18 protein-coding genes are annotated in these 22,177 nt (G+C 35.5%); 4 read left to right on the top strand and 14 right to left on the bottom strand.

Annotated elements, in window-relative coordinates; genetic code table 11:
* Positions 1–62: 62 nt before the first annotated feature.
* The 4 genes from kdsA to tpiA form a co-directional block, all read right to left on the bottom strand.
* Complete coding sequence (gene kdsA, locus ACFIL3_RS01005; RefSeq protein WP_273791141.1) at positions 63–899, bottom strand: 3-deoxy-8-phosphooctulonate synthase; 837 nt, start codon at positions 897–899, stop codon at positions 63–65.
* A 36-nt stretch (positions 900–935) separates the two neighbouring features.
* Entirely contained in the window at positions 936–2,564 is a 1,629-nt protein-coding gene (locus tag ACFIL3_RS01000; RefSeq protein ID WP_375611264.1) for a CTP synthase, read from the bottom strand.
* 129 nt (positions 2,565–2,693) lie between these two features.
* On the bottom strand, positions 2,694–3,146 hold the full coding sequence (secG, locus tag ACFIL3_RS00995; protein WP_375612906.1) for a preprotein translocase subunit SecG: 453 nt from the start codon (positions 3,144–3,146) through the stop codon (positions 2,694–2,696).
* Positions 3,147–3,228: 82 nt separating this feature from the next.
* Positions 3,229–3,993: a triose-phosphate isomerase gene (gene tpiA / locus ACFIL3_RS00990; protein ID WP_375612907.1), complete on the bottom strand. Its 765-nt coding sequence runs from the start codon at positions 3,991–3,993 to the stop codon at positions 3,229–3,231.
* A 154-nt stretch (positions 3,994–4,147) separates the two neighbouring features.
* Between tpiA and ACFIL3_RS00985 the strand changes: the two genes are divergently transcribed.
* Entirely contained in the window at positions 4,148–6,037 is a 1,890-nt protein-coding gene (locus ACFIL3_RS00985) for a peptidyl-prolyl cis-trans isomerase (RefSeq protein ID WP_375631766.1), read from the top strand.
* A 912-nt stretch (positions 6,038–6,949) separates the two neighbouring features.
* Here ACFIL3_RS00985 and ACFIL3_RS00980 read toward each other — a convergent pair.
* From ACFIL3_RS00980 to tatA, 9 genes are all read right to left on the bottom strand, one after another.
* Positions 6,950–7,810: a phytoene/squalene synthase family protein gene (locus tag ACFIL3_RS00980; RefSeq protein WP_375611260.1), complete on the bottom strand. Its 861-nt coding sequence runs from the start codon at positions 7,808–7,810 to the stop codon at positions 6,950–6,952.
* 878 nt (positions 7,811–8,688) lie between these two features.
* The gene (locus ACFIL3_RS00975) at positions 8,689–9,075 is read right to left on the bottom strand and encodes an Mth938-like domain-containing protein (protein WP_375611259.1); all 387 of its coding nucleotides are present in this window, start codon (positions 9,073–9,075) and stop codon (positions 8,689–8,691) included.
* A 462-nt stretch (positions 9,076–9,537) separates the two neighbouring features.
* The gene (gene yajC / locus ACFIL3_RS00970) at positions 9,538–9,990 is read right to left on the bottom strand and encodes a preprotein translocase subunit YajC (protein WP_375681768.1); all 453 of its coding nucleotides are present in this window, start codon (positions 9,988–9,990) and stop codon (positions 9,538–9,540) included.
* A 685-nt stretch (positions 9,991–10,675) separates the two neighbouring features.
* The gene (locus ACFIL3_RS00965; protein WP_375611257.1) at positions 10,676–11,857 is read right to left on the bottom strand and encodes a peptidoglycan DD-metalloendopeptidase family protein; all 1,182 of its coding nucleotides are present in this window, start codon (positions 11,855–11,857) and stop codon (positions 10,676–10,678) included.
* Between the two features lie 155 nt (positions 11,858–12,012).
* Positions 12,013–12,672, bottom strand: a complete 660-nt coding sequence (locus tag ACFIL3_RS00960; RefSeq protein WP_273791164.1) for a protein-L-isoaspartate(D-aspartate) O-methyltransferase — start codon at positions 12,670–12,672, stop codon at positions 12,013–12,015.
* 133 nt (positions 12,673–12,805) lie between these two features.
* The gene (gene serS, locus ACFIL3_RS00955; RefSeq protein ID WP_375612912.1) at positions 12,806–14,083 is read right to left on the bottom strand and encodes a serine--tRNA ligase; all 1,278 of its coding nucleotides are present in this window, start codon (positions 14,081–14,083) and stop codon (positions 12,806–12,808) included.
* A gap of 61 nt (positions 14,084–14,144) precedes the next feature.
* Entirely contained in the window at positions 14,145–14,927 is a 783-nt protein-coding gene (tatC, locus tag ACFIL3_RS00950; protein ID WP_375612913.1) for a twin-arginine translocase subunit TatC, read from the bottom strand.
* Entirely contained in the window at positions 14,924–15,328 is a 405-nt protein-coding gene (locus ACFIL3_RS00945) for a twin-arginine translocase subunit TatB (protein ID WP_375638106.1), read from the bottom strand. Before ACFIL3_RS00945 ends, tatC begins: the two co-directional genes overlap by 4 nt.
* A gap of 55 nt (positions 15,329–15,383) precedes the next feature.
* Positions 15,384–15,686: a twin-arginine translocase TatA/TatE family subunit gene (tatA, locus tag ACFIL3_RS00940; RefSeq protein WP_375612915.1), complete on the bottom strand. Its 303-nt coding sequence runs from the start codon at positions 15,684–15,686 to the stop codon at positions 15,384–15,386.
* A 1,632-nt stretch (positions 15,687–17,318) separates the two neighbouring features.
* On the opposite strand from tatA, the gene ACFIL3_RS00935 reads away from it, so the two are divergent.
* The 3 genes from ACFIL3_RS00935 (at position 17,319) to pgsA (ending at position 21,216) form a co-directional block, all read left to right on the top strand.
* The gene (locus ACFIL3_RS00935; protein ID WP_375681767.1) at positions 17,319–18,182 is read left to right on the top strand and encodes a 23S rRNA (adenine(2030)-N(6))-methyltransferase RlmJ; all 864 of its coding nucleotides are present in this window, start codon (positions 17,319–17,321) and stop codon (positions 18,180–18,182) included.
* A gap of 400 nt (positions 18,183–18,582) precedes the next feature.
* Positions 18,583–20,562 carry an excinuclease ABC subunit UvrC gene (gene uvrC / locus ACFIL3_RS00930; RefSeq protein ID WP_375681766.1) on the top strand — a complete coding sequence of 660 codons (1,980 nt, stop codon included), beginning with the start codon at positions 18,583–18,585 and terminating at the stop codon, positions 20,560–20,562.
* A 72-nt stretch (positions 20,563–20,634) separates the two neighbouring features.
* Positions 20,635–21,216: a CDP-diacylglycerol--glycerol-3-phosphate 3-phosphatidyltransferase gene (gene pgsA / locus ACFIL3_RS00925; RefSeq protein ID WP_273723320.1), complete on the top strand. Its 582-nt coding sequence runs from the start codon at positions 20,635–20,637 to the stop codon at positions 21,214–21,216.
* Between the two features lie 329 nt (positions 21,217–21,545).
* Here the strand turns inward: pgsA and ndk are convergent, their stop codons facing one another.
* Positions 21,546–21,968 (bottom strand): nucleoside-diphosphate kinase, encoded by a 423-nt coding sequence (gene ndk, locus ACFIL3_RS00920; RefSeq protein WP_375612918.1) that lies wholly within the window; start codon positions 21,966–21,968, stop codon positions 21,546–21,548.
* Positions 21,969–22,177: the final 209 nt, after the last annotated feature.

Raw genomic sequence — 22,177 nt, 5'->3', positions numbered from 1 at the left:
CTTATCCAATAAAAGTCTCGATTCATTTATAAAGCCCTATTAATGAAATATTTTTTCTCTTCTCAACTCAACTTTTTTGACAGATAATCAAATTCCATTAAAGTCTCAAGCAATCTTTGTAAATCATCAACTTTAACCATATTGGGTCCATCAGAAGGTGCATTATCTGGATCTTGATGTGTTTCTAAAAAAATACCAGCTACCCCAACAGAAACAGCTGCACGCGCTAAAATTTCAACAAATTGACGCTGCCCACCAGATGAAGCCCCCTGCCCCCCAGGTTCTTGAACAGAATGCGTTGCATCAAAAATAACAGGAGCACCAAATGAACGTAAAATAGGCAACGAACGCATATCAGAAATAAGTCGGTTGTAACCAAATGACGTGCCTCGCTCACAAAGCATAACATTCGGATTACCACTGTAAACAACCTTTTTTAAAACATTCTCCATGTCCCACGGCGCTAAAAACTGACCTTTTTTAATGTTAATAACACATTCTGTTTTGGCGGCTGCTACCAAAAGATCTGTTTGACGACATAAAAAAGCCGGTATTTGTAAAATATCAACTGTAGAAGAAACAATTGTACATTGCTCTTCTGTATGCACATCAGTTAATATGGGACAATTAAACTCTTTTTTTAAATCAGAAAAAATGGACATTGCTTTTTCAAGACCAATACCACGTGCCGCCCCCAAAGAGGTTCTGTTGGCTTTATCGTAACTTGATTTATAAACAAACCCGATACCAAGCTGATCGGTAATTGTTTTAATACGACCAGCCATTTCAAAAGCATGATCACGACTTTCCATCTGACACGGCCCTGCAATTAATGAAAGAGGCATTTCATTTGAAAAAATCATATTTCCAACTTTCACACGGGCATTTGGTTTAGTCATTTTATCCCTCAAAAGCAAAGTAACCCAATTTATGCATTAAACTAATCGACTTTGTTCTACAGCAGCTTCAATAAAAGAAGAAAAAAGCGGATGTGGATCAAAAGGACGGGATTTTAATTCTGGATGATATTGAACACCAATAAACCATGGATGATCTACATATTCTATCGTTTCTGGTAAAATACCATCAGGAGACATCCCAGAAAAAATCAAACCACACTGTTCTAACTTATCCTTATAATCAATATTGACCTCATAACGATGACGATGTCGCTCGACAATCTTGGTCACCCCATAAATTTGAGCAATATGACTCTCTTCTTTTAATTCAGCAGCAAAAGCACCAAGGCGCATTGAACCGCCGAGATCACCATTTCTTGTACGTTTTTCAAGAACGTCTCCTTTAAGCCATTCTGTCATTAAACCTACAATTGGATTGTCTGTTTCACAAAACTCACTTGATGAAGCATTCTCAATCTGTGCAATATTGCGCGCAGCTTCTATACAAGCTAATTGCATCCCAAAACAAATCCCTAAAAATGGAACTTTACGCTCTCGCGCAAATTGAATTGCTCGAATCTTCCCTTCTGCCCCTCGTGCCCCAAAAGCACCTGGAACCAAAATTCCATGGGCTTTTTGTAAAGCTGAAACAGAATCTTCTTTTTCAAAAAGCTCCGAATCAATCCACTCAATATTAACCTTCACTCTATTCGCTAAACCACCATGCGCAATCGCTTCAATAAGAGATTTATAAGCATCCTTTAAGCCCGTATATTTTCCCACAACAGCAATCGTAACTTCTCCTTCAGGATGGTGAATACGATGCGTAATATCTTCCCAACGATCCATCTTGGGGGAAGGTGCCGAATCGATTCCAAAAGCGCAAAGAACTTCAGAGTCCAAACCCTCCTTATGGTATGCCATAGGAACATCATAAATTGTTGGCATATCTAATGCCTGAATGACTGCATTGGAGCGAACATTGCAAAAAAGTGATAATTTGCACCGTTCTGTTTCTGGAATAGATCGATCTGCACGTACAAGCAAAATATCAGGAGAAATACCAACTGCTTGCAATTCTTTGACAGAATGTTGTGTTGGTTTCGTTTTTAATTCACCTGCTGAAGGAATATAAGGCATTAATGTGAGATGGACATAAACGACATTTTGTCTCGGTAGCTCATTGCGAAGCTGACGAATCGCTTCTAGAAAAGGCATTGCTTCAATATCACCAACCGTTCCACCTATCTCACACAAAACAAAATCAAATTCTTCATTTCCCATCGTAATGAATCTCTTAATTTCATCTGTAACATGAGGGATAACTTGGACTGTTGCCCCCAAATAATCACCACGCCGCTCTCGTTCAATGATATTGCGATAAATACGCCCTGTTGTAATATTATCTTGGCTATTTGCAGAACGCCCAGTAAAACGCTCATAATGACCAAGATCAAGATCCGTTTCTGCACCATCATCGGTCACAAATACTTCACCATGTTGATAAGGTGACATCGTACCTGGATCAACATTTAAATAAGGATCAAGTTTGCGAAGACGTACGCGATAGCCACGAGCCTGTAATAACGCTGCTAACGCCGCCGCTGCGATGCCTTTTCCAAGGGAAGAAACCACACCACCAGTAATAAAAACATAACGTGCCATGGGCTTATGGTGATAAGCAATTTATAATGATTTTTCCAGCAAAAAATGCAAAAAGAAACAATTTTTCTTCTAAAATAAAAAAGGCGAAAAAAATCACCTTTTTTAAAAAGTCTATGTTTTCTTAAAAAACTATTTTGTACTGTTATCGGGAACTGTATTTTCAAGAACCTGAGGAACTGGACTTTCTGCTTCAGGATTTGTGGACTGTTTCTGTTCCTGCGAAGAATTCGAAGTGCCTCCTAGCTGTTCAAGAATAGAAGGGGAAGACTCACCATCTGACGATGGGACTGATCCTGAGTCTTTATTGGTAGAATTCTGTTCTGAATTAACCGGTATACGCTTTAAGATATCAGAACTAGAATTTGATATATTACTCACCACGGTAAGTCCAATAGACACAACAAAAAAACAACAGGCTAAAATAGCAGTCAAACGTGTTAAAGGGTTTCGAGATCCACGAGTTTTCATCAACCCTGAGCTATTACTCACACCTAGCCCACCACCTTCTGAAGGTTGAATTAATATAACACCAACCAAAGTAATCACAATCAAAAAATGAATAACTATAAGTACTGTTTGCATAAACCCTGCTCTTCAAATAACTCTTTAATAGCTATTTACACATAAATAACGCACAATCCAAGGGGAAACTCAAATTTCTCTGCTATAGTTTACGACAAACATCGCAAATAGTTAAAAAATCAATCGCTTTTAAGCTTGCTCCACCTATCAAAGCACCATTAACATGAGCAATGCTTAAAAGCTCAAATGCATTGGATGGTTTTACGGATCCACCATAAAGCAAACGTATCTTATTGCCTTCATCACCAAAACGAGAGCGCACCCTATCACGAATGAAATGATGTACTTTTGCAATATCTTCTGGAGTCGCTGTATTGCCGGTGCCTATTGCCCAAACTGGTTCATAAGCGATAATGGTATTCTCTGCTGTTGCATCATCTGGGAGAGATTCTTCAAGCTGCTGCGTGAGAATATCCAGTACTTTATTATTATTACGCTCCTCCAATGTTTCACCAATACATACAAGAGCCACAAGACCTGCTCGCCACGCAGCTTGCACTTTGGCACAGACAATCGCATCATTTTCCTGGTACACTGTACGACGTTCTGAATGCCCAATAATAACATGACTTGCTCCCGCTTCTTTAAGCATAAAAGCTGAAATATCTCCAGTATAAGGACCATGATCATCAAAGTGACAATTTTGTCCTCCTAAAAGGAGATTTTCACCATTCAGCGTATTAGAAGCACGCGATAAAAGCGTTGCTGGAACACAAATTAGGGCTTCAAATAGATGACCTAGATCAGAGCTAACGCCTGTAGCAATAGCACGCAACTCTCCAAGCGATTCACTCGTTCCATTCATTTTCCAATTTCCAGCAAGAAAAGGCCGAATATTTTGAGACATATTTTCACCTCAAGAGCTTTTACAATACATTGTTTATCTGTAGTTACCAAATTATAAAATGAAAGCAAGTCTTTAAAGCTTGCATCTTTCATCTCTTTATTGCAAATTCCATTACAGCTTTGATAATAACTCACATTAAAAATGGACTTGAACAATGCTTGACATCATAAGAAATGCTACAAATTCTTGGATTTTTAGAATTTTCCTTGCTATTTTACTCTTATGCTTCATTCTTTTATGGGGGGTACCGCAGTTACACAAAAAAAGTGAAAGAGATCTTATTACTTCTGGAAAGTCCACAGTAACTGTCGATGATTATCGTCTTGCACTCGCCGATCAAAGCGCACGTTTAGCATATGCTGCTCATCTTGGACGAATGTTTACAACAAATGAAATGCAGCAATACCAAATTCCTGCTTTTGTATTTAATCAATTACAACAAAATGTACTGCTTGATGAACAAGCACGTAAAATGAAAATAAGTCTTTCAAAAGATACAATAGCTCATACGATTGGTTCTGATAAGATGTTCCAGGTAAATGGCACTTTTGATAAAAACTTGTTTTATAACTATCTTCAGCATTTACGTATTAGTGAAAGTGCTTTTCTTAATTATTACACCAAACAAGAAAAGCGTAATCAGCTTATTGCTGCTTTACTTTCTGATATGAAGGCACCAAACCTCTTTTATAAAGCACTTGCTCTTTATCAAGGAGAAATGCGTATTGCTGATTATCTCGTTATTGATCTAAAAGAAAAGAAAACAATTGCTGATCCTGATTACGAAACATTACAAAAATGGTTTGAAACACATCAAAGTCAATTTCGTGCTCCAGAATACCGTACTGTCTCTTTGCTATCTATGGAACTTAATGATTTTGTAAAACCTAAAGATATCTCAACAGATGAGGCGAAAGCCTATTATACACAAAATGCTTCACGTTTTGTAACGCCTGAAAAGCGTACATTCGAAGAACTGCGATTCCCCTCACGCGAAGAAGCCGATAATGCAGCAAAAAAAATAGCTGATGGATTGAGTTTTGATGAACTGGTAAAAGCTGAAAAAAAGACTCTTAATGACATAAAAAAAGGTCCTCTCGCAGAAAACGAACTTCCTAATCATCTGACATCTGAAATTTTTGAACTTCAACAAGGCCAAGTCAGTCCTGTGATAAATGACTTACAGGGACCTGTTCTCATTCGCGTTACGCATATTGAACCTTCAAGCTCTCTTCCTTTTGAAAGTGTAGAAGAAAATATTCGCCAAATACTTGCCAAAAATCGTGCTACTGATGATATCCGTAACAATTATGCTGCCATTGAAAATGCTCGTTTTGAGGGTGCTTCTCTCAAAGAGTTAGCTGACCAATACAAGTTATCTTTGCGCACAATTACTATTGATAAAACGGGAAAAACGCTTGAAGGTGCAATACTCACGGATTTACCTCAAAAAGATATTTTACTGAATGCCATCTATCAATCAAACGAAGGAGTCGATCTTGATCCTCTCTCTTTTCAAAATGGTGGATATCTCTGGTACAAGGTCGATAAAATTATTCCTTCCCGTGATAAGACACTTGAAGAGGCTAAGCTAGATGTTCTTTCTCAATGGAAAAATGAGGAAATCCAACGTCTTCTTGATGAAAAAGCCCAAAATGCTCTCAAACAGCTCACGGAAGGAAAAAGTCTTGTTGCTCTTGCTCATACCCTTGGTGTTACAAAACAAACAACACCAACCCTCCGGCGTCAAGACTCATCTGAAACCCTTGGCGTTGAAGGCATTAAAGCATTATTTTCCGCTCCCAAAGGTCATTATGGCATCATAAAAGGTCCGGTTGCAACAAACCGTATCATTTATCAAATAAAGACTGTAACCATGCCTAAAGATATCACGTCTCATAATCTTTCAACTGAGGTCCGCGCCAATATAGATATGATGATAAGAGAAGATCTCAAGCTAGAAATGCTACAAGTTGCCAATAAAGAACATCCTTTGGAAATTAATAGCACAAATTATAATCAGATCTTTAACGCTCTCCAATAAAAAGATTGTGCATAATTTTAAGAACTTATTGATAAAGTTTTCATCAGCTCTTCGTCTATAGTTGAAGAGGTAAGACGGATTTCTTGTCTGCATATCTTAGGATCAGCGTTTGTATAATGATTCATTTTCTCGCAAAACAGTGCATGTATGGATTTGCGAGAAAATAGTCAATGGAATGTAGAATCGTTTTTGCAATGCATTAAAAAACATTATCCATCCAAAGGTCGTAAAGGTTGCCGCCCATTAAGCTATAAACATCATCCCTATCGTCATTCATTCATAGCTCATTATATTGCTACTCTTAATATTCATTCATAGGGAGCGTATTGCTTCTTCCTTAAATGATTTCATTTACACATCCAACTTATAATAGATAAAAAAACTATTTTTAAAATTCATTATAAAAATGGAGAAATCTTTTTCTATTCAAGACTCTCATTCAATATAAGAAAAAACGTATTATCATTATAAATCAATATATTCATCAATCATAACAGTCATCAATTATGATGTTATAATTTCTCAAAAATAAGAGTTTTTTATAGACTTATAGACTGCTAAGATAACTTCTCTCATAAAATAGAAATTTCATTTCATTTGCAAATGAGATACAATCAATACATTCAGAGTACTTAAAAGTTCTTCTTCAAACAAACCAATGTATTAAGATTTATCTCATGTTTTTCTTTCTCTGCATCTCACCCATCCAATACTCTGAATAAAACATATTACTGATGAAGAAATACAGCGTATTTTCAAGATCATAAAATTTCTTATTCTTTTGCGTTCATAACAACCAAAACATCAACATTTTTTATAACAAAAAAATGGTTTGGAATCACAATAGCTCCTTTTATCTTCATATGAAAAAATCAGTCTACATGTTACGCATTCCAACGTAGTAATATTTTTTTACAATATCTTTGGAAAATTGCCGCTTATTGCTGCCCTTGTTATCAACCAATAGCGATACATCAATGGCAAAGTTGCACTCTCTTGAAAAATTGCTGCCCCCAGCTGTATAGCTTTTTGAAGAGAAGCTGGTACAATGACCAATGGAAGAAAAGCTGGCTTAAGAACTCTAGGTAAAGTACAAGAATACTCGTAAAATTGGGTATAATGATCGCGCGATAATGCTACCATAGCTTCAACAATACAACCCTTTTGTTGATCGCTGAGACGATGAGATTCCAAATCTTCCCTATTCACTCCTACAGCCTTTAATATATCAGTGGGTAAATAATATTGATATCGTGATTGCATGAATGATAAAAGACGCAATACACCGCTTAATCCTTGAGAAATCCCTCCATGTTCATAGATATCTGTAAACTCTTGTGCAGTTTCAGGATCTAATATCTGACAAGAAAGCTGTAAAATTATGCCTGCTGTCTCACCACAATAATGCTCTAGATCATGAAGTGTTTCTATTGGATTGTGATAAAGATCTAAAATTTGCGCATCACAATAACGTAAAAAAGCTGTCTTAGGTAAATTAAAAAGAGTGATTGCTTTTAATAAATCATTCAAAATCGGATTGTTTCCACTCGTTTGCATTTCACCATGAGCAATAGCATCATACCACCAACGTAACCGTATTTCTCCTATGAGTGGGTCATGTACACTTTCGCGGATACGAGAAACTTCAGCATTAAATACATAAAGAGCAGCCAATGCTTGGCGCTTTTTTTTAGGTGCAAATAAAACCGATATATAGCGATCACGATCTATGGTACGTAAAATATCAAGACAATAAGGAAGAGAGCCTATCATTCTATGAACCTATTAACGTCCCTTTTTTAGCAATTAAATTAATACCCTCTTTTTATTCATATTAAAAAATGAAGGATAAGCAAATACAGTTCAGAAAATAAGATTTTTAAATGTGTCTCTTAACTGTATTATGAATTAAAATTTCTTTTCTAATCCCTTTTCGTTTTAGAAAGAAAAAAATTAAATAAATAATTTTTCTGATAAAACTTATCTTATCGGACTTCAAGTTTTCATTTGCAATAAAAAAGCTAAAAACCAATCGTAACATGCATAGTAAAACTTGAACAACAAACAATGCAAGACACTTTTTCAGTGGATAGATGACAATGTTATTTTATAAAAAATGCACTGATCACAAAAACTTCATCAAATCATTGACCTCCTCCCCATCCTAAAAGACAAAGGCTCTTACCAACACCAATTTGTAAAAAATCCAATTGCTCTCGGTACGTTTCTGTTACTATAAACGCATTGATTTATAATGATAATTTTGTGTTTTGTATGTTAAATTAGAATCCCAAATATCGTAGATATACTTTCATTTCAAACCAATTCCATGTTACATCAATAAAAACTATTCCCTTGCACGTCACAAGCGGAACTGGCTTGTAGGTAAAAACTGTATAAGAAAGAATTAAAATGCCTCTTATGAACCGTCTTAAGTGCCAAGAGCTGATCACTCATGTGATTCATTAGGAACTATGAGCAAACTTTGTCCTGAATACTTGCTGCTGTATTTAAAAAACACTTAATGTGTTAAGTTATGTATATTCTATACCCTTATATCACCGCCTTAAACGACAGTATTTTACAGCGCAGAAAATAATCACACAAGTCTTTCATGCTAGACCAGAGCCTTTGTTTTATTAAACAATACTCTATTCTACCGCAAATAATAACGCCGCAACAGCGCGATCTTCAGCCAATAAAACATTAAATGTACGCACCGCCGCTCCCGTACTCATTGTATCTGATGAAATACGTTTTTCCCATAAAAGCACCCGTAACTCTTCAGGTAATCGTAATAATTCAATTCCAGTACCTATTAATAAAACTTCGATTTCAGAAGCTTCTTCTAAAATACGAGATATATCCCTTTGAGTGGGAACAGGCCCTGCCATCTCAATGCCATAAATACCTGATGGTACACAAATAATAGAACCTCTATGAGACATATCAGCAAAACGAAACCCACCATTTCCATAAGCATCAATAGGTGCGCGACTTGGAAAATGTGCTTCACGAATTTGAATTGCATCGAACATGAATATGCACCTTTTATTTTTGAATAATCCAATTGTCTTTGCTTCTTCTCATCATAAAAATTAAAATAAGGCTGATATAAACATTGATATGTTAAACATAGCCTAGTATTGAAGTAAAAATTTTTATATAATGCCCTAATCTTCTCATACAACAAATATATGAAAATTTGGGAATAAACCGCGGTAAAATGCTATACCTGCTTAAATAAATCTATCTTTTAAAAAGTTTCCTCAGCTTATTTACTCACAAATTGCTTTTTATAAAAACAATGATCTTGTTTAAAAAACAGAAAAAAATTGCGTAATATTCTATAAATAAAACAACTATTTTAATAATCTAAAGAAAACAAAAACTCCATTTTCTGTAGCCACTATAAAAGCCTCTTTTTCAATGAAATTGTCTTGATCTTGCCAAGCTTTTTATAAAAATGCTTAAAAAATGTAATAAACTGCCATTACACCTTAAGATGCATTTTCCTTTGATATAGCTTTTTTCTCTTCAGAGATACTCATATCTTCTTTCGTTGTCGTTTTAGATTTAGACTTTTGTGGTCTTTTTGCTTTAGCATTAAGTTTTGATTTTTTTTCTGCAACCGGCTCACCTTTAACGCGCACATCAGCTAATGTTGAGCGAATAACACGAATATTCATACTCTCACCAATTTCAACCTCTAATTCACCACTCTCGTCGTGAACCTTCGTAACCTTGCCGATAATACCACCACCCGTTATAACTGTATCACCACGACGTACTGCATTAAGCATTTCTTGGCGTTTTTTCATTTGGGCACGCTGTGGACGAATCATAAAAAAATACATAATTGCAAAAATTAAAATGAATGGGACAGCGCTAGCAAATGAAATTCCACCGGAAACATCGCCTGCAACTTGAGCATAAGCGTTCGTAATAAACATTTTTATCTCCTATAGTTAAACCTCAGGTATTTCCCACTCTATTAAAATGAAATTCCGATACAGAAAAAATTCCTAAAGAATTTATCATAAAAAGCAATAACTACATAATCTAATCACAGCTTTACAAAAATACAATAAATCCTTAAGAGGCAGAATACCAAAATACAATGAGAAAAATCTTAAAAAATAGATTCACTTTCCCCTATTGTATATCCTACAATACAAATCTTTTCACTAACTCAATAAATTATACAAGATAATTTTTCTAATGAACAAACTTAATTTATATAGATAATTTATCGTTTTTGATATCAAATGACAGATCTAAATACAATAAAACGCTCTCATTTCAAACCTTCTGAATTAATCAAAACGATTTTCTTGCACGTCACACATATTAAATGAGCCTGTAGATAAAAACTTTTTAAGAAAGGCGTGAAAATATCTTTTTCATGCTTCTCTCAAATGCAAGAGCAATTGGAACACTCAAAGCTGACAAATAGTATGATACTATTGTCTTACACTTTCATAAATACAAAGATGGTAATATCTAACGACCCCAACGAACTACTTTTCTAAAACCAATGATTTTTTGCTGCAATGTTATTAATTTAAGAAAATCAATTGTTTTTCATGAATTTTCTATAAACTGTAAGACTATTCAAATGTAAACGTCATCAATAAATTAGTTTTCTAAATATTTAAGGGGATCAACAGGTAATGAATTCTTACGCATCTCAAAATAGACACGTGGCGTTTTAACATTTCCTGAAACACCAGATTTAGCAATCTCATCACCGCGTCTTATCCTTTGTCCTTTGTTAACAACAAGCTTACTATTACATCCATAAATAGTGATAATATCATTTTCATGTCGAATCATCACAACATTACCAAGCTCTTTTAGTCCATCTCCCGCATAAATAACCACACCATTTTCTGCCGCCTTTACCGAAGACCCTTCAGGCACTGCAATATCTATTCCTCGATTCATTACTGTTCCCTTTTTTTGACCGAACTGGCTTAATAAACGCCCTCGTACTGGCCAACGCATCTTAGAAATTCCTGTGGCTTGCGGAGTCGTCATATTATCTGTATTCGTAACAGTACTTGACAAACCAGTCTCATGTTTCAATTGCGTCATCTGTTTAGAAAAATTTTTCTCAGAACTTGATTTGTTCATCTTTGCAGAGGGTGGCGTTGTTACAGGAGCTTTATATATAGGAGAGGACTTCTTGTTTTTTATAGAGGACATCACTTGAGATTGGGATGCAGATTCTGTTGTTGACACTGCCCAATCGTTATTATTGTGTGCATTTGAAGCTGCTAATGTACGCCTGCTTGGAACAACAAGGACCTGACCGATATAAATGGAATTGCTGTTTATACCATTTGCTAATTTTAATGCCTCAACACTAACCCCTACTTGTCGTGCAATACTGAGCAGTGTATCTCCGCTCTGGACAATATAAGAATTCCGCCGAAAAATAGGAGATTTATCCATTTGTGAACGAGAAAGTGTTCCAAGATTACGTGGAGGGGAGCCCATAACGCGACCATCAGAAGAAGTTATCCTATCTTGATGTGGAAAATTATAGGGGGAATTATCATCTCCCCACGAATCATCGCTTGATTCCACAGGTGGCAATTCAGTGCTTTGTATCATACCACTACCGTATGATAGCATTCGCGGGTCTGTATACATAGTGCTTGATATATTTGATTGAGATGATACCGTACGATGAGAGAACGTATTGGAAAAACGCTGTGTACCAGAACTACAACCAGCAACAATAGTTACCACCGCTAACAAAGTTATTCTCTGAAAATTATGCTGGAAAATATTATCCAAAGCTTTTAGACACATCGTTTTGCTCACTCATCAATAATCAACTCACTCCATTAAAGCTTTTTTAAATTACCGAAGAGTTAAAATGAGATGTTTTATTCATAAATATCTTTATATAAGATCAAAATGAATTTAACGTAGACAATTCGCAGAAACTTCTTAGCTTTTAAAAATTAAAGTATCTCCGCAATGCCTTTAATAAAAGGTTGGTAACGCACTTGGAACAGTTCTAAACACTCAAATCGACTACCAATTTTTGTATAGCGCGTCACCGTTTGTACCCCTTCGTCAGGTCCTATCGCCTGAATGAGAATTCCATTTTCAGCTAAAAGTTCTAAAAATTCCTTTGGTTCATCAAAACGTGATGGCCAAATAAGAATGCGATCAAATGATCCTAAGCCTGTCACGCTATGACTTCCATCAATCTGCCGTATAACAATATTTTCAATTCCTAAAGTTTGAAATTTTTGGCGTGCTAAATCAACAAGCGTTTTATAACGATCAATCGTTGTCACACGGTCACTCAGACATGCCATAAGAGCAGTACAAAAACCAGATCCTGTACCAATTTCTAAGACACGATGCCTTTTTTTCAACGATAATGCCGAAAGAATTAAGAGTTGTTCTTCCAAACGTTCCATATATTCACCACACTCAAGGGGAATAACTTTATTATCATAAGCACTATTGAACCAAGGAGCAGCAACAAACTGTTGACGCGGAATTTTCTCTAATGCCGAAAAAAATCGCACGTCATCAATGCCTTTGCTACGCATTTTCAGTACAAGAGCGGCTAACTCCTCACGAAATTGTAAAATACCCTTTTGCCCCATAGTATCATTCAATCTCCAATGGAGGTGCACTTTTATCATACTGACAAACTGCTTCTTTTAAAATGGCAAAAACTTGCGTCTGTGTATCATCACCTCTTGGCAATAAACGCATATTGTCTCTCCTTTCGTAAAATTAAGCAGTAATACAGCGCATGCCTCCCATATAAGGTTGTAAAACATCTGGAATAATAATTGATCCATCAGCCTGTTGATAATTTTCAAGTACGGCAATAAGACAACGTCCAACAGCCGTACCAGAACCATTAAGGCTATGAACAAAATGCAATTTTTTATCGCCTTCTTTACGATAGCGCGCATTCATACGGCGACCTTGAAAATCTCCACAAACTGAACAGCTAGAAATTTCACGATAACATTCTTGACCAGGAAGCCAAACCTCGATGTCATAGGTTTTACGCGCTGCAAACCCCATATCACCCGTAGAAAGAACCACTGTGCGAAAAGGCAAACCAAGCCGCTTTAATATATCTTCTGCACATTCCGTCATACGTTCCAATTCAATTAAAGACTGCTCTTCACTGGTAATCGAGACCATTTCAACTTTCCAAAATTGATGCTGACGCAACATACCGCGCGTATCACGACCGGCTGCTCCCGCCTCTGAACGAAAACAGGGAGATAAAGAAGAAAATCGCAGTGGTAAATCTGATATTTCAAGAATTTCATCGTTGACCAAATTGGTTAATGGCACTTCTGCTGTGGAAATAAGCCATCGACCATCTGTTGTACGAAAAAGGTCTTCAGCAAATTTCGGTAATTGTGCTGCTCCGTAAACAATCTCATCACGAACAAGAAGAGGTATTGAGACTTCTGTGTAACCATTCTCATTGACATGCACATCAAGCATAAACTGGCCTAATGCTCGTTCTAGCCGTGCTAATGCCCCTGAAAGTACTGTAAAACGTGTTCCAGACAAACGACTAGCTCGTTCAAAATTCATCTGTTTGAGATCTTGACCAAGATCAAAATGTTCCTTTGGTGTAAAATTAAATGTTGGAGGTGTACCAAAATGTCGAATGACGACATTATCACTTTCATCTTTACCTTCTGGAACATCATCTAATGGAATATTTGGAAGTGCTGAAAGAAGTTTCTCAAGACTCTCCGTCAGCTGTTTTTCTTCCACTGTTGCAGAGGAAAGAAAAGCTTTAATCTCTTCAACTTCAGCCCTAAGACGTTCAGCCATTTGCTGATCCGATACCGCTAAAGCCTGTCCTATTTCCTTTGAAACAGCATTGCGACGTTCCTGCGCCAATTGCACCTTAGCAATATACGACCGACGTGCAAGATCAAGTTGTATTAACCTTTCAGCTTGTGGCTCAAGACCTCTACTTACGAGTGCTTTATCTAATTTCTCAGGATTGTCACGAATCCACTTAATATCAAGCATAAAAATTCCTCATTTATATTGTTTTTATTCATTCCTTATCGCATAAGATTATACACTTTTCTTAAGCGGATTTTCTTCTCTTTTCTATACTGTAAGCAATTAAAATTGAAATCTCGTAAAGTGCTATCGTTGGTAAAGCCACTGCAAACATCGTAAAAAAATCCGACGGCGTTATGATTGCCGCTATGATAAAAGAGAGCAAAATAGCCCATTTTCGTTTAGACGCCAAATCATGAGATGTTACAAATCCAATTTTTGTTAAAAGACTGATGACAAGAGGTAATTGAAAAATCAAACCAAAAATTAGGATAAACGATGTCATAAAGCCCAAATAATCAGAAATACGCACTATAAACTCTATTTTTAAATGAACATCTGGAAGAAATTGTTGAGAAAGGCTAAACCATAGTATTATTGGCGCTAATAGACCATAAACAAACGCTCCCCCAATACAAAATAAAATAGGCCCCCCAATGAGAAATGGTAAAAAAGCCATCCGCTCATTTTTATAAAGCCCTGGTGCAATAAAACTATAAAACTGAAAAGCCGTATAGGGAAAAGATAAAATAATTCCCCCAAAAACAGAAAGCTTCATCTTCGTTAAAAAAGTTTCCCATACTTGCGTTGATTGTAAACGAATCCCCTCAGGATTACCCTCTGCTATTTTCATTGCCCACTGATATGGCCATAGTAAAAAATTTAAAATATAATCTTTAACAAGAAAACACATCATAAAAGCGATCATAAATGCAACCAAGGCAGAAATAATTCGCTGACGAAGTTCAATTAAATGTTCTAAAAGTGGAGCCATATTAGCATCAACTTCATCTTTCTTAACATTCATGACATATCTTCTTTATCTTTAGAAGCAATAGATACTGTCGTATCTTTATTGGTTACGTTTTGATCACATTCCAAAATTTCTTTATCTTTTTTTGATTTATGATGTGTTTCCTTAACATCCCAATTATCGTGGATATCCTCTAATATATTTTGAGTGGGATCAAAAGTTTCTGCCAACTTCTTGCTTGAATCGCTAATATCCGAACATACTTTTTGCAAATTATCGCGCTCGATTTGTTTTATTACATCATCAAACTGATGACGAAGTTCATTTGCTGTTGAATACACATACGCTCTTATCTTTGCTACTGTCTTTAATATTTTAGGTAAATCTTTTGGTCCAACGACAATGATGAGAACAAGTAAGATTACGATAAACTCTGGTCCGTCAATCCCAAACATCTCTTAATTCGACTTTCTCATCAAAAAATATTGCACAATGATGATTGCGTTTTTGTTACTGTTTTTTAGCAACAGATGTTTTGCTTTTTTTAGAAGCAGAAGAAACCTTTCTGCGCGCTGTTGCATGTTTTACCGATAACGGCTGAGATTGTTGAGATTCTACATCAATCATTTGGGAAGTAGGAGCCATTTCAACTTTATCCTCAATGCTATCATCTTCTTCTTTCATATTTTTTTTGAAGGCTTTAATTCCTTTAGCAACATCGCCCATTAATTCAGAAATTTTACCGCGACCGAAAAGCACAAAGATAATCAATAAAATTATAATTAAATGCGTTGGTGAAAAAATATTACCCATTATTCTCTCTAACTTTATGCTTTTAAATTTGATTTCATTTATTCATGCTTCCTCTGAAGGAGGTATCAAATATAATATCTTACTTATATATTTTCTTCTTAACTTAAAAGCAATTACACGCTTTTATTGCAAAAAGAACTTTTTATCCTCTCATCCTTTTTTAGCGTATTATAACACAAACCATTCAAAAATGATAAACCACTTCATACAAAGTTCAAAACACTTAAAAACTTTTCTAAAATAACTTCATCTGATCTCTTAGGTTACTCATCTTCCTGTAAATACTATAGCCAATGTCTTTCCTTTTAAACAATGTTGTACGTATCATTACAAACATTTCCGCCAAATTATCCTTTACTGATAAAAATCATAACATGCTGTAAAACATTTTACGTATTCAATTAAAAAAATCAGAAAGAAAAATCTCTAAAAAACTTTCTTAACACATCATCAGTCTCTTCAAAAACGATCATCTTACGCACAACATTTACTCTTTGCGTTGGGGTGGGAATTTTATCATCCATTATTCCATATACAATACGAAATATGAGCCATCATCGTATTCAATTAAATATCTGTCGTGTAAATAAAACTATTAGCGGAAAGAGTAAAAATGCACTTTATGAACCAACTCAAGTGCCAAGAGGTATGGCAATACTGCTAAAAAATAAAAAAGGTACCAGCTTGTGCCTTTATTCAGTAAAATACCTCCATATAACCAGCTCTCTAAGCCACTGTATGCTCTAACTATTACAAGTCTCCGGATTCTGGGCATGCGTTCTCATAATATCATGTGTTTAACCTATCTCAGTATTGAAAACAGAATGGGCATGAATAGAAAATTACATTCAATCAAAAGCATGGTATAGAAGCATAATCCATATAAAAAGAATTTCTTATCCTAGCCTTTTTTATAAGATTACCTCATAAAGCCGCTCGATAATACAGTGTTAGAGATAGATAAACCTATTTACTTTAGTTTAAAATTCCTCATTTTGATTGAGATAGCTTGCAGAGCACATATCAATTTTCAAAAGTTTTATTTTAGCATCATACACAATAACCTAGCTATTTAGCGTGTATAATGTAAAGCTTCGGCTCCGCTTAAAACAATGAAATTCATTCACACTTTTACAAAAATCTATCACTATAACACCAGCACTTTATTGCTCTATCCATAATTTTACGCTTGCTAAAAAACTTATAAATGTAACAATGTTTTTATCAAGCATTTGAAATTCTTTAATCTTTAAACAAAATGAATTTGAAAGATACCCTTCAATTTTTCAACAAACTTCACTAATATTCTCGTTAATTGAGTTTTTTTATAGTTTTCCTGAAAGAGTCCGCGGTCATAAAAAAATTCTCTTACAACATAAATATCTCTATTGAAATGTTTGATCTCTTCTTGTCTATCTTTCATATAAAAAAATTAAAATTTTAACGATTAATCTCATTATATAAAAATAGCTCTGTGAATAAATGCTCTGATGACATTAATATTTTTTCTGTAGTGTATAATGTGGGAGTGAGGGTATTGTTTGATTTCTACAAGAGTATTTTTATGGATATCAATTCTATTATTCTATGCTAATAATCCGGTACAGTTATACATATGATAGAGTTTACTCCATGAATTATCGGCATATTTATCATGCTGGCAATTTTGCTGATGTTTTTAAACACATTATTGTCACTCGCATTGTAGAATATCTCAAACGCAAAGAAAAAGCTTTTCGCGTTATAGATACGCATGCTGGAATCGGTATTTATGACCTTTCTTCTTTAGAAGCACATAAAACAGGAGAGTGTCGCGAAGGTGTCCAACGACTTTTTTCAACTCCTATCCCAGAAGATTTAAGAACACTCCTTTGTCCATGGTGTGATATCATTGATGCCCTCAATAAAGGGGAAAAAGAAATTGTATTTTATCCTGGATCTCCTGTTCTTATTCGTCAATTATTACGGAAACAAGATCGCCTCACCGCAATAGAATTGCACAATGAAGATTATCATATTTTAGCAAAAAACTTTGCAGGAGATTATCAAACAAAAGTTCTGCATTTAGATGGTTGGCTTTCCTTAAATGCTCATGTACCACCAAAAGAAAAACGTGGTTTTATCCTTGTTGACCCTCCCTTTGAAAAAACTGGAGAGTTTTCCCGCCTTATTGATGGATTAACGAAAGCCTATCGTCGCTTTTCTGGAGGAATCTACGCTTTATGGTATCCTGTTAAATATGACAAAGAAATTGAAAGTTTTCTTCACGCGCTTTATCAAACCGGAATTCCTAAGATTCTACAGCTTGAAATGCGTATCCGAAAAAATTCAAGTCCACCGACAATGAATGGAAGTGGTATGATTATTATTAACCCTCCCTACCTTTTGGAAGAAGAAATGAAAAAACTCAGCCCCTTTCTTATCAACCGTCTTGGACAAGATGAAAATGCCAAAATAACGCATAAGTGGCTTCAAAAAGAACATCTATTATTTTAGATCTTTCTCTAATATTTTTCCTAAATCAAATATCATGTTGTAAAATACAAAGGCATTAAATGATAAAGTTCTTTGATTCTTTGGATAATACCAACATATTATAATGGTAAGCTAAGAACGATCAGCGTGAATTAATTTTTTTCCTTTTAGAAAGTCTATCCTCTTAATCATCATGGATTTCTTATTTCAATCCATTTTAATGGATAAATTGGGCAAATTCATAAAGCTGTCTTAGAATAACAACTCTCATATTTTTTATGAAAGATCGGCTCTCTAAAATCATACTCTTATGTTATAAGATATTATTTATAGAAAAAAATTATAAAGACATAAATAATCATTATTTAACAAAAAAGAATATTTCATATATTAAACAAACAACATATTCGTAATAAACGGAATGGTCCTGAAAAATAATACAAATTGTCCGCAAAATGAACGGGAAAATCTTTCTTTTCTCTCTAATATTACATGGCATAATGCTAATCAAAGCAATGAGAAAAATCAATTCCAAGGTATCAAGTTCATACAAGAGTTTGTTAGACACCTTCCGCATAAGCCAGGGGTTTACCGGATGATTGGTGAAAATGGTGATATTCTCTATGTTGGAAAAGCCCGTAATCTCAAAAAACGTGTTTCAAACTATACACGTGAACAAGGACACAATAATCGTATTACCCGCATGATTCGTGCAACATATCATATGGAATTTATCGTCACCCATACAGAAACAGAAGCACTCCTTTTAGAAGCCAATCTCATCAAAAGATTGCATCCACATTTTAATGTACTCCTGCGTGATGATAAAAGTTTCCCTTATATTATGATTACAGATGATCATCGAGTGCCTGCACTTTACAAACATCGTGGTGCTCGAACACGAAAAGCTCACTATTTTGGTCCTTTTGCTTCTGCTGGTGCAGTGACACAAACAGTTCATGTTTTACAACGCGCCTTTTTATTACGAACCTGTACTGATTCAGTTTTTGAAAACCGTACACGCCCCTGTTTGCTTTATCAAATTAAGCGATGTTCTGCACCTTGTACTCATGAAATTAGTGACAGTGATTATAAAGAACTGGTGAAAGGAGCAAAAGCGTTCCTTTCGGGAAAAGATCAATCTATTAAAAGCGATATGGTTCAAGCTATGCATAAAGCCACAGAAAATCTTGATTTTGAACAAGCAGCTTCCTATCGTGACCGCTTATCAGCCCTTTCTCACATACAAAGCCATCAAGGTATTAATCCTCAAACGATAAAAGAAGCGGATGTATTTGCAATTGCGCAAAAAGAAGGAATGACCTGTATTCAAGTGTTCTTTTTTCGCATGGGGCAAAATTGGGGAAACCGTGCCTATTTTCCTAAAGCAGATCCCTCTTTTTCCCGCACTGAAATTTTAGCGAGTTTTCTTGCCCAATTTTACGATGATAAACCACTTCCCAAAAGCATCCTTTTATCTGAAGAAATTGAAGAAAAGGCACTTCTTACAGAAGCATTTAGTCTCAAAGCAAACCACAAAGTATCCCTCTCTTTACCCAAACAAGGTGAACGGAAAACTCTTGTTAATCGTGCCTATCTCAATGCTCATGAAGCACTTGAACATAAGCTTTCTGAAACAGCCACCCATACAAAATTGCTTCAAGGTCTTGCTAAAACATTCCAACTACCTTTTCCTCCACACCGGATAGAAGTCTATGACAATTCTCATATCATGGGAACAAATGCTGTAGGGGCTATGATTGTTGCTGGTCAAATGGGATTTATTAAAAATCAATATCGAAAATTCAACATTCGCTCAACAGATATCACGCCTGGCGATGATTTTGGCATGATGAAAGAAGTGATTAAACGAAGATTTTCACGCCTTATCAAAGAGCATGATCTGCCAAATAGAAGTCATAACATAAAAGATGATGATCTTTTTCCCATTTGGCCTGACCTTATCTTAATCGATGGTGGTGAAGGACAAATCAACAGCGTACATGCAATACTTGCTGAATTACAATTAAATGATCTCTTCACAGTTGTTGGAATCGCCAAAGGTGTTGACCGTCATGCGGGACGTGAACGATTTTTTATAAAAGGTATTCCCCCCTTTACACTTCCTCCACGTGATCCTATCCTCTATTTTTTGCAACGTCTGCGTGATGAAGCACACCGTTTTGCGATTGGAACTCATAGGATAAAACGAAAAAAAGCAACATTCAAAAACCCACTTGATGAAATCGAAAATATCGGTCCGACAAGAAAGCGTGCATTGCTTCATCATTTTGGAAGTGCCAAAGCTGTTGCTAGTGCCTCATTTGAAGATTTAAAAAAAGTTACGGGAATCTCTATGACAATTGCACAAAAAATTTATAACCATTTTCATGAAAAATAGGCTTGTTTCATAACCTTCGCCTTGTTACGTTTAGGAAATATATTCTCTTTCACAAGAATTAAAAATGGCTCCATGAAAAATCATACTTTTTCTTTTCCAAATATTTTAACTTATGCACGAATTGTTGCAGTCCCAATGGTTGTTGCATGCTTTTTTTTAGAAGGGCGACTACAATCAAGTGATATCACTCGCTGGATTGCTGTTTCTATTTTTATCGTTGCATCCATTACTGACTTTCTTGACGGTTACCTTGCTCGTATTTGGGAACAAACATCCAATATTGGTCGCATGTTAGATCCAATCGCCGATAAACTTCTCGTCTCTGCTTGTTTGCTCTTGCTTGCCGCAGACAGTACCATCGCTGGGTGGACTCTATGGGCAGCTATTATCATTCTTTGCAGAGAAATTCTTGTATCAGGATTACGTGAATATTTGGCGGAGTTAAAAGTTAGTGTTCCTGTCTCTCGTCTTGCAAAATGGAAAACTTTTGTACAGATGATCGCTATTGTATTTCTTTTAGCTGGACCAGCCGGTAATAAAATTTTCCCTTACACAGTAGAGTTTGGCATTACTATGCTGTGGATTTCTGCCCTCCTTACATTGTGGACAGGGTGGGATTATTTTCGTGCAGGTTTAAAACACGTTATCCTATGAATAGTATGGAATTTTATAATGATGATTTATCTTTTTGTACTTAAATAAGAGATGAGAATAGCATAAGATTGATTTGTTTTTATTAATGATAGATCAATAAAATGCTTTTTTGCACATTACAAATAAGGGGGACGTGTAGATAAAAGCTATTCAAAAAAGAGTAAATAGCCTTTATATTTTCGTAAAAGCAGCTGCAATATTAAAAGCTAAAAAAACGATTAATGCTCCATATGCTTTCAAAAAAATCTATAATCTCATAAGCAAAAAACCGAAATATAGTGTTTCGGATTTTTGCTTCTTATATACGCTTTATTATTATAAACGCTTTATTAACCAACAATTTCTACCTCAGGAAACCAAAAGGCGATTTCTGTTTTTGCCGTTTCAGCACTATCGGATCCATGGACAGAATTTTCGCCAATCGATAAAGCATGAACCTTACGAATTGTCCCTTCTTCTGCATCACTAGGATTCGTAGCCCCCATTACTTCACGGTTTTTAGCTATTGCATTTTCACCTTCCAAAACTTGTACAACGGTTGGACCAGAAGACATGAATTCAACCAATTCACTAAAAAAAGGACGTTCTTTATGAACAGCATAAAATTTTTCAGCCTCACGTTTGCTCATCCAGACACGTTTAGACGCAATAACACGTAGCTCCGCATCCTCAAGCATTTTAGTAATTGCGCCAGTCAAATTACGACGGGTTGCGTCTGGTTTAATCATCGAAAAAGTACGCTCTAAAGCCATTTAACCACCTTTATTTCATTTATAATATTCTCTAGCCATTTCTATAGCGAGCAAGGAACCCTTTGCCAAGTGACTCTGCAAAAATCTACACAAATTCTCAAAAACATAGAATAAATTATAAAGAAAACTTTAATAAAAATACCTGCAATTGCTCATCCCATCATAAAGATACGCTACAGAATCTCAATAAATATTGAATCTTCTTTCAT

The organism is Bartonella sp. CE47NXGY (assembly GCF_042195415.1).
In the GTDB taxonomy this organism is placed as follows: Bacteria; Pseudomonadota; Alphaproteobacteria; order Rhizobiales; family Rhizobiaceae; genus Bartonella.
This window is presented reverse-complemented; position numbering and strand designations above follow the sequence as displayed.